Origin of the sequence: Halobacillus alkaliphilus, assembly GCF_900113125.1 — a bacterium.
GTDB lineage: Bacteria > Bacillota > Bacilli > Bacillales > Halobacillaceae > Halobacillus > Halobacillus alkaliphilus.
Genome location: NZ_FOOG01000034.1, coordinates 1 through 16183 on the forward strand (window position 1 = coordinate 1; position 16183 = coordinate 16183).

Here is a 16183-nt window from a genome sequence, read left to right on the forward strand (position 1 = left end):
GGGATCTCACCTAGTCCCTTCTCCCATGGGAGTCTCGCCATTTCCCCACCACCCCAACTATAATGCTGCGAACGGACCCTGCTATAGCAGAAAGGAACCATGCTGCACCTGCCTCAAATCCTTATAGTACAGGGTTCCTACACGTAAACACACGTAGTAAAAACCACTATGGATCATAGATGATCCTGGTTCATTGGAACGCGTTTATGCAGAGAATTTCGAGCGCTCCATGATCGCAAAGGGGCGGAAGGGAACGGCGAAGACTCCTGCGGGATGAACATGACAGGTGAGGCCCCGGAAGGCGCCAGCCTGAGGAGACTCAGCGCATGCCCGCGGAAAGCGAGCCGTTCCCTGGAGTCCCTTTTTCCACCCAATATCTTGAAACTGAGTCTTCAACAATCCGGCCCTATTGTTTAATAAGCTTCTTACGTACTATCAACATTAAAATTAACAAGACCAACAAAAAAGACCAGTTCCTTTTGAGCGGACTGGTCTTTTCTATTTATGCGGCTTTGCGGTTGCGATCATCACGACGGCGGTGATAAATCACATTGATTTCAGCACCGACCATTAAAATAATACCGGTTAAGAAGAACCACAGCATTAATATAATGATACCTCCGAGACTTCCATACGTAGCTGAATAGTTGGCGAAATTACTAACATAGAAAGAAAACGCAAGAGAGATTAACTGCCACAATGCAGCCGTAATAATGGCTCCAGGAAGAATATGCTTAAATGGTATGTTTTTGTTCGGGGCGAAATGGTATAAAGCCATTAAGATTGCTCCAATAACTAATACACTAATAACCCATCTTAATAACTGAAAGAGAATAACAGTCTGGTCGGGCAAGTTAACGGCATTATTAATAGAATTGATTAATACATCGCCGAAAACAGGAAGAACGAGTGCCACTACAATCGCTAAAATCATGCCAAGTGTTAATACAATGGATAACAACCTTACTTTAATAAACGAACGAGTTTCTTCTACGTTGTAAGCCTGGTTAGCCGACTGGATGAACGCGTTCACTCCATTGGAAGCCGACCACAACGTACCGAGAATACCAACGGTTAAGAGCCCGCCTTTAGGCTGCTCGACAATACTGATAATATTTTCACGAAATACTTCTGCCGTGTCACTAGGAATAACCTTACCAAGAGCATTAATGGCGGTTTCTGCTTCTATGTTCATATAAGGAAGAATCGAGAGCAGTAAAATAATCATAGGAACTATGGCGAGTAGGTAATAATAAGCCTGGGCAGCACCCAATATCGGAATATTATCTTTTTGAAACTCGTGGACGAGTTCTTTTACGTAACTGACTAACTTTTTCATAAAAAATAATCCTCCTGTCTAACCATCCTTTTAGTGTCCTTTCCCCTTTCTGGAAGATTATTAACCTTATAAATTCGGGGTAAGGGGAAAAATGGAAGATTAGAAGAAGGATTTATTCTTTCCTTTTGGAAGAAGACAGAATTCCCATCGCTTCTCGGTATTTAGCTACGGTTCGTCTGGAAATCGTGATCTCGCTGTCGTTTTTAAGTTGATCAGCCAGTTTCTGATCAGACACCGGCCGCTTTTTATCTTCTTCATCAATAATATCTTTTATGAGTAATTTGACGTGACTTGCTGATACGGTCTCTTCTTGATCTTTGCTAAGTGCAGAACTAAAGAAAAATTTAAGCTCATACACGCCTCTTGGAGTTTGAATCGCTTTATTAGCTACAGCACGACTCACCGTTGATTCGTGCATGTCAATTTTCTTTGCAACTTCCTTAAGTGTCATGGGCCGTAGAGATCCGCCCTCTAAAAAAGTGTTCTGCTTTTCAATGATGACTTCGGCCACTTTCAAGATGGTTTCCTTTCTTTGCTCCAAACTTCTGATCAGCCACGATGCTTGTTTATAACAATTATCTACATAAGGTTGAGCCTGTGGGGAGCCGACAGATAAGTCCGCAATGGAAGGATCCATTCTGACTGAAGAGGCAATCGATGGGATGTAGGTCAATTTATATGTGCCCTGCTCTTTCTTTACCATTAAATCAGGAGTTAAATAGGAGGTTGTCTCTCCAAAAATTCCGGTTAATGGATGGGGCTGCAGCGTTTTCAGTACAGCAAAAACACTCTGGATCCGGCCGGTAGAAACACCCACCTGTTTCGCGACCCTGCTCCACCGTCTCTCGGCCAGGTCGTTCAGATGATTAGAAACGATGTCATACAGCCACTGGTCTTCTGGGTACTTCTTGTTTAGTTGGTAGAGGAGATATTCCTTCATAGTAAAGCATCCTAAACCACACGGTTCTATCTCTTTAATGAGCATAAGAGCATGCTCTATTTTCTTCTTCGAAAAGGATAGATGACCAATAATCTCTTCGATCGATATTCGAAGATAGCCTTGTTCATCTAAATTGAGCAGTAAGAACTGGCTGATTTCTTTTAAATCTTCTTCTACTTCCAGCCAATTTACTTGATCAACCAGTTTTTCTCTCCACCCTTTTTCCCGGGCAGCAAAGTATTCGACCGGGTTAGAAGGCGCGGTTTTATTAATTTCACCACCTGCTCGGTTATAGTTGGCCGATATTTCATCTATGGTAAGAACGGGGTTTTCTAAAGCCTGCTCCTCTAAATATTCCCACAAATCGGTTGTAGAGTACTGCAGTAAGGAAATGGCTTGACGTATCTCCGGGGTCATTACTAATCCAACGGTCTGAGTCTGGGTCAAATTAAGATTCACACCAGTATCCTCCTCGATATGATAACGCTTTCAATTATATAAGTCTTTCCTATAATATTGCAGGAAAATACAAGGATTTTCAAGAAGCGGCAAAACAAAAAAATAACCCTAAAGATACAAGGTCATCCTGGCATAGGTTGAAGAGATTTCTCCAGCATGCCTCTACACCAGTCAAATTAAAAAGCCGGTACATGTGTACCGGCCAGAGAAAAATCTTTTGTAAATGTTCCACGTGAAACAATTCTTTAAAGAACGTGAGAAGCTAACGTTTTCTGCACACCCTCAATCGGGCTGTTCTTTTTGAAAAGCTTCCCGATCGGTTCACTGGATCCTGAAATCCAGATTTTCAATTCTGAATCTAAGTCAAAACTTCCAGCAGTTTCTACGCTGAAGTGCGTAATACTTTTATAAGGGATGGAGTGGTACTCCACTTTCTTTCCTGTCATCCCTTGTTTATCTACGAGCAGTAAGCGTCTATCGGTAAAAACAAATAAGTCCCGAAGTACTTTAAAGCCGCTTTCAATTTCTTCATAGTCTACTAGAATATCATCCAGCTGTTCCTCCAGCTTTTCAATATTCGCTTCACTCGCATTTCCCATTAATTCATCAAAAAAACCCATCGTCTTCACTCCTCTCTTACTGCATAAATCTCAGCAGAATACATTCGCTGGGATTTAATTCAATAGAAAGATTTCCTTTCTTTGAACTGAAGATGCGCTTTTTATTTTGCAGCGCCTGCCATTTTCCTTTGCGGATCGGAATATGGGCCGTGCGCTTCTCTGCATGATTCCGGTTAAATAGATAGACCATATGTTCATCATGTGCCTCATGTCCAAAGGCATCTACTCCATTGTCAATCCACCTTTCAAAGCCGAATAAATCTTCATGCAGATCATGCGGTTTCCAATGACCGGTACGCAGCACAGGGTGCTCTTTTCGCCACTTTCCAATTTGTTTATACCACTTTAACAAATCCTGCTCCTCGTTGCCCCATGGATAAGGCTTACGGTTGTCCGGGTCAGCTCCCCCGTCCACTCCGGCTTCATCTCCGTAATAAAGTGAAGGGATGCCGGGGAATGCATAGAGCCATAAGCTGAGGGCTTTTACCTGGGCGCGGTTAATGTTTACCCGGTCTTCCTCATCCATATCGTCCGGCAGATAGTCGTGCAGCATCGTGATAATCCGCTCCACATCATGACTCGAAAGCATGTTCATTAACGCATAAAAATATTGCTGTGGATAGTGCTCATTGAGCGTAGTCAATCGACGGTTCACGAAGAAAGCATCTACTTCACCTTTCATGAAGTCGAGCATAATTCTTCGAAGCGGATAGTTCATAACCGAGTCCAGCACGCCTCCAAGAAAATAGTCTCTGCGGTTTCCGTACGAACTTTTATTTGAAGCATCTTCCCATACTTCCCCTAGAAGAACGCTGGATTTGTCCTCTTTTTTCAATTGCTGGTAAAGCTTCTTAATCAGATCGTCTGTCAGCTCATCGGCAACATCCAGACGCCAGTGCTTCACCCCAGATCTTTGCCACGATTGGATGACACTGTTCTCATCATCTACAAGAAAGCTTTGGTAGTCTTCGTTTTCTTTATTAAGCGTTGGAAGTGTCCCTACTCCCCACCAGGCATCATAGTCATCTGGATAGTGATGGAACGTGTACCAGGTGTAATACGGTGATTCCTTCGACTGATAGGCTCCTAAAGAGTCATATTGATTCTCTCTATTGAAATAAATACTGTTACTGCCTGTATGACTGAACACACCGTCGAGCATGATTTCTATGCCCCGGTCAGCAGCTTCCTTAATTAACTGCTCAAATTCTTCCTTGGTTCCGAGCAGACGATCAATTTTATGATAATCACCAGTGTCATACCGGTGGTTACTTTCCGCTTCAAAGATCGGATTCAAATAGATAACTGTAACACCAAGAGAAGCAATATAGTCTAACTTTTCCTGAATTCCCTGTAAATTGCCTCCGAAAAAGTCCCAGCGTACAACCTCTCCTCGTTCATTTCGGATATAGAAAGGATCATTTTCCCAATGCGCATGAATCAAGCTTGTTTTGGGAGCTTTAGTCGGGTCAATATCGCCAGCTGCAAAGAATCGGTCTGGAAAGATTTGATACATGGTGGCATTTTTCCACCAGTCAGGTGTCTGGTATTCAGGATTATACACCGTAATTTGCCAGGAAGGAGGTACATGGTCATAAATGGTACCTTCCCCGCTTTCAAAGATGTTTTCCCGGCCGTAAAACAAGGTATGATCCGTCAAAATAACTTCGAAAAAGTACCAGATTAACTGAGGTTCACCCGGCATTGTAATTGTTGTTTCATACGAATCGAACTGATGCTCTTCGCTGTACAAATCCAACTTTTTCGTTTTTTCCGTATCGGTTTTATCAAGAATGTAATGAAGAATGACATGAGAGACTTCAAACCGATTATGAATGTCAATGGATAATGATACCTTGGAACCTTTTGGTGCTGCACCAAAAGGTTCTCTATAGGTTAAGTCAAAACTATTATGATAAATGTCCTTGTGTTTCACATAAACTCCCCCTAAGACCTCACTTTAGCATTCGCGTGCGCTGAATCTGCCAAATATCAGTAGCATACTCTTCGATCGTCCGATCACTTGAGAATTTCCCGGATTTTGCAATGTTGATTAAGCTCTTCTTGTTCCATTCTCTCTGATTCAGATAATCACGGCTCACTTTTTGCTGAGTAAAGAGATAGCTTGCAAAATCTTTTAGTACAAAGAACTCGTCGTTGTAGGTAAGCAGTGCATCGTATATTTCCTGAAAATCGGTTTCTCCCTTTGAAAAAGGACTGTAGTGCACCAACTGGTCTAAGGTGTGTCTTACTCTTGAGTCATTTTCATAGATTTCTCTAGAGGAATAGTTTCCATTACGGTAATACTCTAATACCTCTTCTGAACTCATTCCGAACGTATAAATGTTATCGTCTCCGACCAGATCATGGATTTCCACATTGGCTCCATCCATAGTTCCAACCGTTAACGCTCCATTCATCATGAACTTCATATTTCCTGTTCCGGAAGCTTCCTTACTGGCCGTTGAAATTTGTTCACTGACATTACTGGCTGGAATGACGCGCTCAGCAATTGATACGGAATAGTTTGGTAAGAAGACTACTTTAATTTTATCTTTCACATCACGGTCATTGTTGACGACATGCGCGATTCGATTAATCAGCTGTATCACCTTTTTAGCAAAATGATAGCTTGAAGCTGCCTTTGCGCCGAAGAAAAAGGTTCTAGGCACAATATCCAACGCAGGGTCGGATTTAATCTCATTGTATAAATGCATAATGTGGAGTGCGTTCAGCAGCTGGCGTTTATAGCCATGAAGCCTTTTAATGTGGACATCAAATATCGAGGCGGGATCCACGGCGATCCCCTGTGTCTCTTGTACCCAATCAACCAGGTTTTGTTTATTGTCCTGTTTAATCTCATGTAAACGATCTAAGAATGCGTGATCATCCTGTTTATTCAAAAGATCTTCTAATCGTTTAGGCTGCTCAATCCAGCTGTCGCCAATGGCTTCAGTGATGGCAGAAGTCAAAGGTTTATTAGCATGCATCAGCCATCTTCTATGAGTAATGCCGTTCGTTTTATTATTGAAGCGCTCAGGAAAAGTATCATAAAAACGCTTCATTTCCCGTTTTTTTAATATTTCCGTATGGAGTTTGGCTACTCCGTTCACGCTATGACTTCCGACGATAGATAAATGAGCCATTTTAACCTGCCCGTCAGCCACAATGGCAAGATCGGCAATCCTGTCAAAATCTCCAGGATACGTGCGCCATAAATCCTGGCAGAAGCGCTCATTAATCTCATCGATAATCATAAAGATGCGAGGGAGTAGAGAGCGGACCATATCGACCGGCCAGGACTCCAGGGCTTCACTGAGTGTTGTATGGTTAGTATAAGAAACAGATGATTGCGTAAGATCCCAGGCTTCTTCCCATCCTAAACCTTTTTCGTCCATTAAAATGCGCATTAATTCAGGAATGACAAGGGCAGGGTGTGTATCGTTGATATGAAGAGCAGCTTTATCCGGGAAAGACGTCCAAGGCAGATCCAGACGTTCAAATGAGCGTATGACAGACTGAACCCCCGCAGACACTAGGAAGTATTCCTGCTTTAGTCGCAGCCTCTTTCCTTCATCCGTCGAATCATCCGGGTACAGGAAGGAAGAAATAGACTCAAGCTCCCGCTTATAATCCAAAAAGGAAGCAGAATTATTTTCGATTTCGGCTTTTCTTAACGTGTTCTCCACGATTGGCTCAGCCGACCATAACCTCAGCGTATTGACTGTATCATTGTTATAGCCTGCGATCGGAACATCATAAGGTACCGCCTGAACCTGTTCATAATTTTTATATTCGAAGTGAAGAGGACCAGATTCATTTTTCACCGCTTCGACGTTACCGCCAAACCGGACTTCCACCGCTTCTTCAGGTCGTCGAACTTCCCATATGAAATCCTGAGATAGCCAGTGATCTGGAAGTTCAACCTGCTGGCCGTCAATAATGTGCTGCTCGAACATTCCATATCTGTACCGGATACCATATCCATGTCCAGCTAATTCCAAGGAAGCCAGTGAATCTAAGAAGCAGGCTGCCAAACGGCCTAATCCGCCATTTCCAAGCCCCGCATCATGTTCCTTCTCCTCAAGATTGGTCAGATTCAGGCCTAAATCGTCGAGTCCTTCTTCTACGAGAGATAACATCTTCAGGTTAAGTAAATTATTTCCAAGCAGACGCCCCATTAAAAATTCCATAGAAAAGTAATAGACCTGCTTATTCTTATTCGTCCTGTAATCCTGATTCGTTTTAACCCAATTTCTGCTGATTCTTTCCTGGACTAATGCACCTAAGGCTTTGTAAGCATCGCGCTCTGTGGCTTCTTCTGCCTTTTTCCCAAGTTTTGTCTCAAGCTTTGCTTTAAACGCTTCCTTAAACTCTTCTTTATCGCTGAACATTAAAGTCACCTTATCGTCTCCTCTCATCCCGCCTGCTACTGGAGCATCGATTTATACAAATCCATGTACTCATTAGCAGAGGTCTCCCATGTGAACTTGCTCTTGCTAATATTATTGACTAATTTCTCCCAAGAAACCGGGACATGATAGATTTCGATGGCTCTTCTGATCGTATAAAGCATGTCGTGGGCGTTGTAATTCTCAAAGGTAAAGCCGTTCCCTTCTCCCGTACCCTCTACAAAAGGATGAACCGTATCAGCTAAACCGCCTGTTTCCCGGACAATAGGAGCTGTCAGGTAACGTAATGCAATTAATTGTCCGATACCACAAGGCTCAAATCTGGACGGCATTAAGAACATGTCGCTTGCCGCATAAATTTGACGGGAAAGAGGTTCCGAAAATGTAATATTGGCAGAAACTTTGTCAGGATGCCGGTCCTGCGCCCATTGAAACATCTGCTCATATTGATGTTCTCCTGTACCCAGTAACACGATCTGTACATCCTCTTCGGATAGTAGATCGTCAATCACATGGCCAACGAGATCAAATCCTTTTTGTTCAACCAGTCTGGAAACGATGCCAATCATAGGTACATCCTCCCTCACTGGTAAACCTAACTGCTCCTGAAGCCATAACTTGTTCTGAGTTTTCTGTATCAGTGAACTGCGAAAAGGAAAAGCAAGAGCTTCGTCATTCATAGGGTTATAATTTTCTTCATTAATTCCATTGACTATACCGACTAATTCATTGGAACGCTTTCTTAATACTCCGTCTAGGTTTTCCCCGAAATAAGGCGTTTGAATCTCTTTTGCATAAGTTTCACTAACGGTTGTAATAAAATCTGCGAAATTAAGTGCGCCTTTCATAAAATTGACGTCACCGTAAAATTCGAACGTGTCTTCTGTCATCATATTCTCGTCGTAGTCCATTAAGTCATAGGCTACTGAGCGGGCAAAAACACCCTGGTATTTCAGGTTATGGATGGTAAAGACCGTTTTCATACCCTGAAACTTTTCCACATCCTTATAGTGGGTATGTAACAAGGCAGGAATCAGCCCACTTTGCCAGTCGTGGCAGTGCAGAACGTCAGGACGCCAGTCCAGCGCATTTACCATTTCCATGATCGCGCGATTGAAAAAGACAAATCGTTCGGCCTCATCATCATATCCATACAAGTTCGAACGTTTAAAATAATATTCATTATCAATAAAATATACAGGTACACCTTCGTATTCTATATATTCAACTCCTGCATATTGGTTCCGCCAGCCCATTTGAACGTTCAGTTCGTCGAGATGAGTCAGCTGCATTTTCCAATGGTCATCCATATTCTCATACTTCGGCAGCACCACTCTCACATCTGTTCCTTGTTCTCTAAGGGATTGAGGGAGAGACCCTAACACATCTGCCAGTCCCCCAGTTTTTATAAATGGGGTGCATTCCGATCCAATCATCAATACGTTCATTGTGGTTCACTCCTTTATTTGTTCACTACATCACTTATTATGACCGATAAACTAGCAAAGATGATGAAAAGGGCTGTCAGAATAAATTGGTTCAGACAGCCCTTTTTATGAATTTCTACATTGTTTTTCGTTTAGGCAAAACAAATGGTTTTTCTGGGGCACCAATTAATGTACGGCTTTCGGAAATGCTGCAATCTTTATCCAGAATCACATTTTCCAGGACCGCATTACTTTCAATTTCACAGCGCTGCATAATGATTGAATTCTTAATCACTGCACCTTCGCCTACCTTGACGCCACGGAACAGAATACTGTCTTCCACATGTCCTTCTATAATACACCCATTGGCTACTAAAGTATTATTAACATTTGAAGATGCGGCATACTTAGCAGGTGCCTCATTCTTAACCTTCGTTAAGATCGGTGCTTCATCTCTAAATAATTCGTCACGCTCGTCTACGTCAAGCAGCTTAGCACTGGCACGGTAATAGCTTTCCACAGAATTTACCAGAGCATGAACACCCTCGTATTCATAAGCATGAACATGAAGATTTGGAATCTTGGCTTTAATCCCATCGAGGAAGAAGTGCGAGCAGCCATGAGCAATACACTCTTCAACTAATTCATACAAATAATCTTTTTTGATCAAATACATATCCATATAAACGTTTGTATTTGTATGATCATTGTTAACGGAAGTGACGCGATTCTCTTCATCAATATCCAGTTTATGAGCCATTTGATGCTCTGGATAAAGCTCATCCACTTTTTTATAAATGACCGTAACATCTGCATTTACATCCTTATGCTCTTTAAGCACATCCTGAAAATTAATGTTACAGATATGCTGGGAGCCTGAGACTAGAATATATTCTGCAAGTGTACGTCTTAGGAAGTCTATATTGTTATGAAAATGCTGCAGATCCCCTCTGGAGATATCAGTTGGATCATTCCAGTCAGGCGGAAGGATGAAAAGACCTCCGCGCTTACGGTCAAGATCCCAGGCTTTCCCCTGTTCAAGGTGGTCCATTAGAGATCTGTATTTGCGACGGGCGAATACGGCTACTGATTCAATGCGCGAATTCGTCATGTTGGAAATCGTAAAATCTATCATTCGGTATCGTCCGGCAAATGGAACCGCAGCCCCGCACCGGAAGTAGGTTAGTTCATCCAATAAATCTTGTTCATGATCTAAGTTTATAATTCCTGCTATTTGATCCATAGAATCCTCCTCTTAACTATTAGCTGCATAGCTTGATGCCATGACGCTGCCTTCTTCTGCTACAAGCGTAATCTCACTGTCTGGGTCAGGATCACCAATCACTGCCCCGTCCTCAATAACGCTTCCTTTTGCAATGATAGCGCGATTAATTTTCACATTTTTACCGATCTTCACATCAGGCATGACTACGGAATCCTTCACAACGGAGGATTCGTCAACATGCACCCCATAAAAGATAACGGAAGTATCAATCGTTCCATAAATGCGGCAGCCTTCATTAATCAGTGCGTTCCTGACTGTGGCAGAAGGTGCAATATACTGGGGAGGCTGATTTGGATTTTTGGAATAAATTCTCCATGTATGATCATTCAAATTAAGTTCCGGTTTAGGCTGAAGCAAATCCATATTGGCTTCCCATAAACTGTCAACGGTACCAACGTCCTTCCAGTAACCGTCAAAGGTGTAAGCCATTAACTTCTTATCATCTTTAAGAAGAGCCGGTATAATATCTTTTCCGAAGTCATGGGAAGAATCTTCTTTTTCCGCATCATCCATCAGATACTGCTTCAACACGTCCCATCGGAAAATGTACACGCCCATAGAGGCGAGGTTACTCTTTGGAAATTCTGGTTTCTCATCAAACTCATCAATTCTGCCATTTTCTTCTGTGTTCATAATGCCGAAGCGGCTGGCATCTTCCCACGGCACTTCCAGTACAGAAATGGTGGCGTCAGCACCGGTAGATTCATGATAATCGAGCATATCACTGTAATCCATTTTATAAATGTGGTCACCGGAAAGAATAAGCACATGCTCCGGATCGTATTGCTTCAGGAATTCCAGGTTTCTGTAAATGGCGTTGGCTGTCCCTTCATACCAGCCTCCTCCTTCTGCCTGCATAAACGGAGGAAGCACGGATACACCGCCATATTTACGGTCGAGATCCCACGGAGCACCAATACCAATATAATCATTTAAAACAAGAGGCTCGTACTGAGTCAGCACCCCGACTGTATCAATCCTTGAGTTCGTGCAGTTACTTAAAGGAAAATCGATAATTCTATATTTCCCGCCAAAATACACCGCAGGCTTGGCAATTTTTTTAGTAAGTGATTTTAAACGTGTTCCTTGACCTCCAGCTAACAGCATAGCTACACATTCTTTATTTTTCATGATTTTCCTCCTTGGATACTGAAGTTCTCTTCAAGAAGCTCACACCGAGCGGCGGGATTGTCATGGTGATATGTTGATCTTGGCCTTGCCAAGGTTCGGGAATTGTTCCGAGCGGCCCTCCATTGACCTGACCCGAACCTCCGAAGCGTTCCGCATCACTTGAGAATATTTCTTGGTATGAGCCATGTTTCGGCACTCCTACTTTGTAATCGTGATAAACCTGAGGAGTGAAGTTGCAAACGATGATTAATTGATCATTTGATGTACGGCTGTTCCTTGCGAATGATACAATGCTTTGATCGTAATTCTGAGCATCAATCCATGAGAACCCTTCTTCTTTGTGATCAAGTTCCCACAAAGGAGCAGAATCTAGATAGAGTTTATGAAGCTCTTTCATGTAGTCCTTAATGGCAGAGTGAGAGTCATACTCCAGGAGCTCCCAATCAAGATCTTCAAGGTCTTTCCATTCATCGAACTGACCAAACTCACCTCCCATGAATAATAACTTCTTACCAGGATGGGCATACATGAACCCTAAGAAAGCTCTTAAGTTTGCGAATTTCTGCCAATAGTCGCCCGGCATCTTATTTAGTAACGATTTCTTTCCATGGACAACTTCATCATGGGAAATCGGTAGTACGAAATTCTCTGAGAAAGCATAGAACAATGAGAATGTAATGAGGTTATGGTTGTACTTACGATGAATAGGGTCTGTCTCCATATATTTGAGCATGTCATTCATCCAGCCCATATTCCATTTATAGTTAAAGCCAAGTCCCCCAATATAAGTAGGAGAGCTGACTAATGGCCACGAAGTCGACTCTTCTGCCATCATCAGTGTATCTGGAACCTCTTCAAATACAGCCTCATTCATCTTCTTAATGAAAGAAACCGCTTCGATATTTTCACGGCCTCCATATTCATTCAGCTCCCATTCCCCTTCGTTCTTACCAAAGTCTAAATACAGCATGCTCGCTACAGCGTCGACACGCAGGCCATCGAGATGGTATTCCTTTAACCAGTAAATCGCGTTAGATATTAAAAAGCTGTGTACTTCGCTTCTGCCAAAATCAAAAGTTAACGTACCCCACTGCGTCTTCTCCGCTTTACTCGGGTTCTGATATTCATAGAGGGCTTCCCCGTCAAAACGTCTTAAGCCGTGCTCGTCTTTACAAAAGTGACCGGGAACCCAGTCAAGAATGACTCCGAGCCCATGCTGGTGACATTGATCGACAAAATATTTAAAATCATCCGGTGATCCGTAGCGGGAGGTCACCGCAAAATAACCAGTTGTCTGATAGCCCCAGGAACGGTCAAAGGGGTGTTCCATAATTGGAAGGAGTTCAATATGTGTATAGCCGAGATCCTTAACATAAGGTATAACCATATCTGCATATTCACGATAGTTGTAGTAAACTTCAGGTTCGATGTATTTCCATGAACCTAAATGAAGCTCGTAGATGGATACAGGAGATTCATAGATGTTTTTAGCTTTTCTTTCATTCATCCATTCACTATCATTCCACGTATAGTTATCAAGAGGATAGACAACGGAAGCCGTATCGGGGCGCAATTCGCTGGAAAAAGCGTAAGGATCAGCTTTTAAACGAAGATGTCCATGAGCCGTCAAAATTTCATATTTATAGATAGTCCCTTTTTCAAGGTTCGGAATAAAGGCAAGCCATATCCCATTCTCGTTCACTTTTTCCATGGGATTCTGTCTTCCATCCCAATCATTAAATATACCTACCACACTTACCTGTACGGCATTGGGGGCCCAGACTGCAAAACGAATTCCTTCTACTCCGTCCTGAACATCCGGGTGGGCTCCAAGAAGCTGATAACTATATCGAAGATTTCCTTGATGAAATAAGTAGATATCGTGTTCTAACGTTGTTTCATTGGCCACACCATCACTCCTCTATCGATTAGAAATATAGTTTGTTCTCTAAAACGAGAAATCATGCTAATTTCCGCTATGTTCTTATCATAAAATCCAAGATTAGCTTTTACAATTGAATTTAATAAAAATTTTCTGAAAAGTTTTGTCGATTTTTGTCTAATAACGTAAAAATTGATCGATATGACACTAGTATATCAAACAAGCTTGAACAGTAAACGCTTACAATGTTTTACTCCATCTATTCCACTATAATAACCGGTAAAAACCTCCATTTTTAATTTTACAATAAATGGATGACCTGAGGTGGAGGATATTACCAACAAACCAATTGTATTAATATTTTTGTAATAAAGTTTATGATAATAAATTGGTTTCACGAAAATTATTTAGTGGTAAAGACAGAGTAAACAAATTAAGAGGTGAGTGGTTATGTCATTAGCAGGGATCAGTTTACTGATTATCGCAATCTCCTTTGCTTTAATTGCCATATTTGTGGTGAAGACATTGAAAGCAGCATCAAGTACAATGTCGAGCGTCTCTACTACTTTGGAAAAAGTAGAAGGTCAGATGCAGGGGATTACGACGGAATCAGAAAGCTTATTAAAGAAAACAAACAACATTGCAGCAGACTTTGAAAATAAGACCCAATCATTGAACGGATTGGTAAGCTCCTTACAAAACGTCGGTTCAACAGTTGGGAATGTGAATCAATCCTTACAGGGGATGAGTGAAAGTGTCGCTCATGCATCCAATAAAAGAAACGACCAAGTGGCTCAAGCCATGCGATGGGGCGATGCAGCTCTCAATCTGTATATGAAATGGAAAAGAACCCAAAGAAAATAGGAAAGCGAGGCTTACACAATGGACTATTTAGGAATTGGCGTACTTATCATAGGAATAGCTTTTGCAATTGTCTCCATATTTTTAATTAAAGCATTGAATAATTTAGCCAATGTGCTTGGAGGAGTTCGCAAGACGGTCGATCAACTGCCGGAACAATTGGATTCTGTTATGAAAGAAACATCGAGTGTCCTTAACAACAGTAATGATACACTAGCAGATGTGAATGAGAAGATTCGTGCCTTGAGCCCTCTATTCTATATCATCGGAGATATCGGAGAATCATCCAGGAAGCTCACATCCTCTCTGGTGGATATGACTCATTCCATGAAGGAAAGTACACACGAAGGCGAACAGAAAATCAACGAAGAAGGCTGGCGCGGTATTTACGGTGCGCTTGCTCTTACCTACTATTTAACGCAAAAACGTAAAGAATTAAAATCTGCAAGTGCAGGAGGTCAATCATGAGCAAAAAAGACTGGCTAACTGGTTTATCAGTAGGGATCTTAAGTGGTGCAAGTGCTCAATCACTTAAGAAAAGTCCCTCTGTTTATAAAATGAAGTTTGAACGCAAGAAGGAAAATTTTGTAGAAACCGGCAAAGAGAAGTATAAGAACATGCAGGCAGCCAGAGAAGAACTGCAAAGAAAAGCTAAAACAAATACAAAGGGGAAATCACACATGGAAAATAATCAAACGAATCAAACTCAAAACCAATCTAAACGCGGAGGCAAAAAGCTTCCACTTGCAATTATTACAGGCGCCGTTATCGGTGGAGCTTTTATTCTAATTAAGGATCCTCAAGAAAGACAGCGTCTGAAAGAAGGTTCCCGCTCCACGAAAGATTCTGTAACCGGATTTGCTTCTGAAGTAAAAGAAGATCCATCAGGTAAAAAAGACGACATTATGACTCGCGTAAAACGAGTAGTAAACATTACAAACGAAGCGATTTCAACGATTCAGGAAGTCTTCAACAATCAAGGTAAAGAGATTACTGATAAAGTACAGGATATTAAAGAAGAGTCCGAAGAAATCATCTCCACAGCGAAAGACGCTGGAGAGGACCTGCAGGAAGCAGGAAGCAAAGCCAAAGAAGCTAAAGAAGAATTAACTGAGTCTGAAGAAGAAGCAGCTGCTTCTTCTGAGAAGGAAGACAATGTAGTAAGTGTAAACAAAACTCGATAAACAGACTATAAAGACTCTACTATTGAATTAGTAGAGTCTTTATTTATTACATACACTTATCCCGGAGTTTCCGAGCTCTGATCCTTCCTGCTAAAAGGCTTTGTTAAACTTCAGTGTTGATTTTAAGCTTAAGCTCCCGTTACTTGAAGAAAAATAATCACACGGGCGTATTTTCTTTATTCAAGCTGAACGATGCGAGATAGTCTGTTATATAAGTATTTCAGGCAGGTTAAGGAGGAGAGGACACTCTCTTTCCGAAGGGTCCGTTCTTCCTAATAAAGTTGGGCTGGTGGGGAAATGACGAGACTCCCATGGGAGAAGGGACTAGGTGAGATCCCGCAGGGAGTGAAACGAGCGAGGAAGCTGATGGTAAAAGGAGGATCGACTAAGATCGCCACGTCCTGTGGCAACGTCGATCGACCCTACGTCGTGTAGGGCCATAGGAAAGTGTATAAATGTGGAATCACCCCGAAAGACACGACCAGCATAAGCCGAGCATCAAAAGGATGGCGGTTTTTCAATCCGTTGATGAACGGCTTATGGCTCGAATGTCTGGTGATGGAACAAGACGAGTTATTTCCCCACCAGCCCTCTTCCACATAGAGTAACGGACCCAATTTATCTCGAATTCGAGTCTTACAGT

General features: G+C 42.1%; 13 protein-coding genes. 3 read left to right on the forward strand and 10 right to left on the reverse strand.

Annotation, left to right across the window (positions count from 1 at the left end):
- Positions 1–502: 502 nt before the first annotated feature.
- The 9 genes from BMZ06_RS15490 to glgB all read right to left on the reverse strand — a co-directional run bounded on the left by BMZ06_RS15490 (position 503) and on the right by glgB (position 13522).
- A complete protein-coding gene (locus tag BMZ06_RS15490; RefSeq protein WP_089753298.1) occupies positions 503–1339 on the reverse strand; it encodes a YihY/virulence factor BrkB family protein in 837 nt (278 codons plus the stop codon).
- A 112-nt stretch (positions 1340–1451) separates the two neighbouring features.
- Positions 1452–2738, reverse strand: coding sequence for an RNA polymerase factor sigma-54 (rpoN, locus tag BMZ06_RS15495; RefSeq protein WP_089753299.1), 1287 nt, complete (start codon positions 2736–2738; stop codon positions 1452–1454).
- A gap of 245 nt (positions 2739–2983) precedes the next feature.
- A complete protein-coding gene (locus BMZ06_RS15500) occupies positions 2984–3358 on the reverse strand; it encodes a PH domain-containing protein (RefSeq protein ID WP_089753301.1) in 375 nt (124 codons plus the stop codon).
- 16 nt (positions 3359–3374) lie between these two features.
- Complete coding sequence (locus BMZ06_RS15505) at positions 3375–5294, reverse strand: glycoside hydrolase family 13 protein (RefSeq protein WP_089753303.1); 1920 nt, start codon at positions 5292–5294, stop codon at positions 3375–3377.
- A 19-nt stretch (positions 5295–5313) separates the two neighbouring features.
- Positions 5314–7752 (reverse strand): glycogen/starch/alpha-glucan phosphorylase, encoded by a 2439-nt coding sequence (locus tag BMZ06_RS15510; protein WP_089753364.1) that lies wholly within the window; start codon positions 7750–7752, stop codon positions 5314–5316.
- A 35-nt stretch (positions 7753–7787) separates the two neighbouring features.
- Positions 7788–9218 carry a glycogen synthase GlgA gene (glgA, locus tag BMZ06_RS15515; RefSeq protein WP_089753305.1) on the reverse strand — a complete coding sequence of 477 codons (1431 nt, stop codon included), beginning with the start codon at positions 9216–9218 and terminating at the stop codon, positions 7788–7790.
- Between the two features lie 115 nt (positions 9219–9333).
- Positions 9334–10440 (reverse strand): glucose-1-phosphate adenylyltransferase subunit GlgD, encoded by a 1107-nt coding sequence (glgD, locus tag BMZ06_RS15520; protein WP_089753307.1) that lies wholly within the window; start codon positions 10438–10440, stop codon positions 9334–9336.
- A gap of 12 nt (positions 10441–10452) precedes the next feature.
- Positions 10453–11613, reverse strand: a complete 1161-nt coding sequence (locus BMZ06_RS15525) for a glucose-1-phosphate adenylyltransferase (protein WP_089753310.1) — start codon at positions 11611–11613, stop codon at positions 10453–10455.
- Positions 11603–13522: a 1,4-alpha-glucan branching protein GlgB gene (gene glgB / locus BMZ06_RS15530; RefSeq protein WP_089753311.1), complete on the reverse strand. Its 1920-nt coding sequence runs from the start codon at positions 13520–13522 to the stop codon at positions 11603–11605. Before glgB ends, BMZ06_RS15525 begins: the two co-directional genes overlap by 11 nt.
- A gap of 423 nt (positions 13523–13945) precedes the next feature.
- On the opposite strand from glgB, the gene BMZ06_RS15535 reads away from it, so the two are divergent.
- The 3 genes from BMZ06_RS15535 to BMZ06_RS15545 are packed head-to-tail and all read left to right on the forward strand — an operon-like array spanning position 13946 to position 15540.
- A complete protein-coding gene (locus BMZ06_RS15535; protein ID WP_089753313.1) occupies positions 13946–14359 on the forward strand; it encodes a DUF948 domain-containing protein in 414 nt (137 codons plus the stop codon).
- Between the two features lie 18 nt (positions 14360–14377).
- Positions 14378–14824, forward strand: a complete 447-nt coding sequence (locus tag BMZ06_RS15540) for a DUF948 domain-containing protein (RefSeq protein ID WP_089753315.1) — start codon at positions 14378–14380, stop codon at positions 14822–14824.
- Positions 14821–15540: a hypothetical protein gene (locus BMZ06_RS15545; RefSeq protein WP_089753317.1), complete on the forward strand. Its 720-nt coding sequence runs from the start codon at positions 14821–14823 to the stop codon at positions 15538–15540. Before BMZ06_RS15540 ends, BMZ06_RS15545 begins: the two co-directional genes overlap by 4 nt.
- A 422-nt stretch (positions 15541–15962) precedes the next feature.
- Here BMZ06_RS15545 and BMZ06_RS20970 read toward each other — a convergent pair.
- On the reverse strand, positions 15963–16183 hold a 221-nt coding region (locus tag BMZ06_RS20970), incomplete at its 5' end, for a hypothetical protein (protein WP_217646826.1).

Bases quoted from the DNA above. Each gene is read 5' to 3' on its own strand.
- BMZ06_RS15490 (WP_089753298.1), bottom strand. From the start codon at position 1,339: ATGAAAAAGTTAGTCAGTTACGTAAAAGAACTCGTCCACGAGTTTCAA.
- BMZ06_RS15500 (WP_089753301.1), bottom strand. From the start codon at position 3,358: ATGGGTTTTTTTGATGAATTAATGGGAAATGCGAGTGAAGCGAATATT.
- BMZ06_RS15510 (WP_089753364.1), bottom strand. From the start codon at position 7,752: ATGTTCAGCGATAAAGAAGAGTTTAAGGAAGCGTTTAAAGCAAAGCTT.
- glgA (WP_089753305.1), bottom strand. From the start codon at position 9,218: ATGAACGTATTGATGATTGGATCGGAATGCACCCCATTTATAAAAACT.
- glgD (WP_089753307.1), bottom strand. From the start codon at position 10,440: ATGGATCAAATAGCAGGAATTATAAACTTAGATCATGAACAAGATTTA.
- BMZ06_RS15525 (WP_089753310.1), bottom strand. From the start codon at position 11,613: ATGAAAAATAAAGAATGTGTAGCTATGCTGTTAGCTGGAGGTCAAGGA.
- BMZ06_RS15535 (WP_089753313.1), top strand. From the start codon at position 13,946: ATGTCATTAGCAGGGATCAGTTTACTGATTATCGCAATCTCCTTTGCT.
- BMZ06_RS15540 (WP_089753315.1), top strand. From the start codon at position 14,378: ATGGACTATTTAGGAATTGGCGTACTTATCATAGGAATAGCTTTTGCA.
- BMZ06_RS15545 (WP_089753317.1), top strand. From the start codon at position 14,821: ATGAGCAAAAAAGACTGGCTAACTGGTTTATCAGTAGGGATCTTAAGT.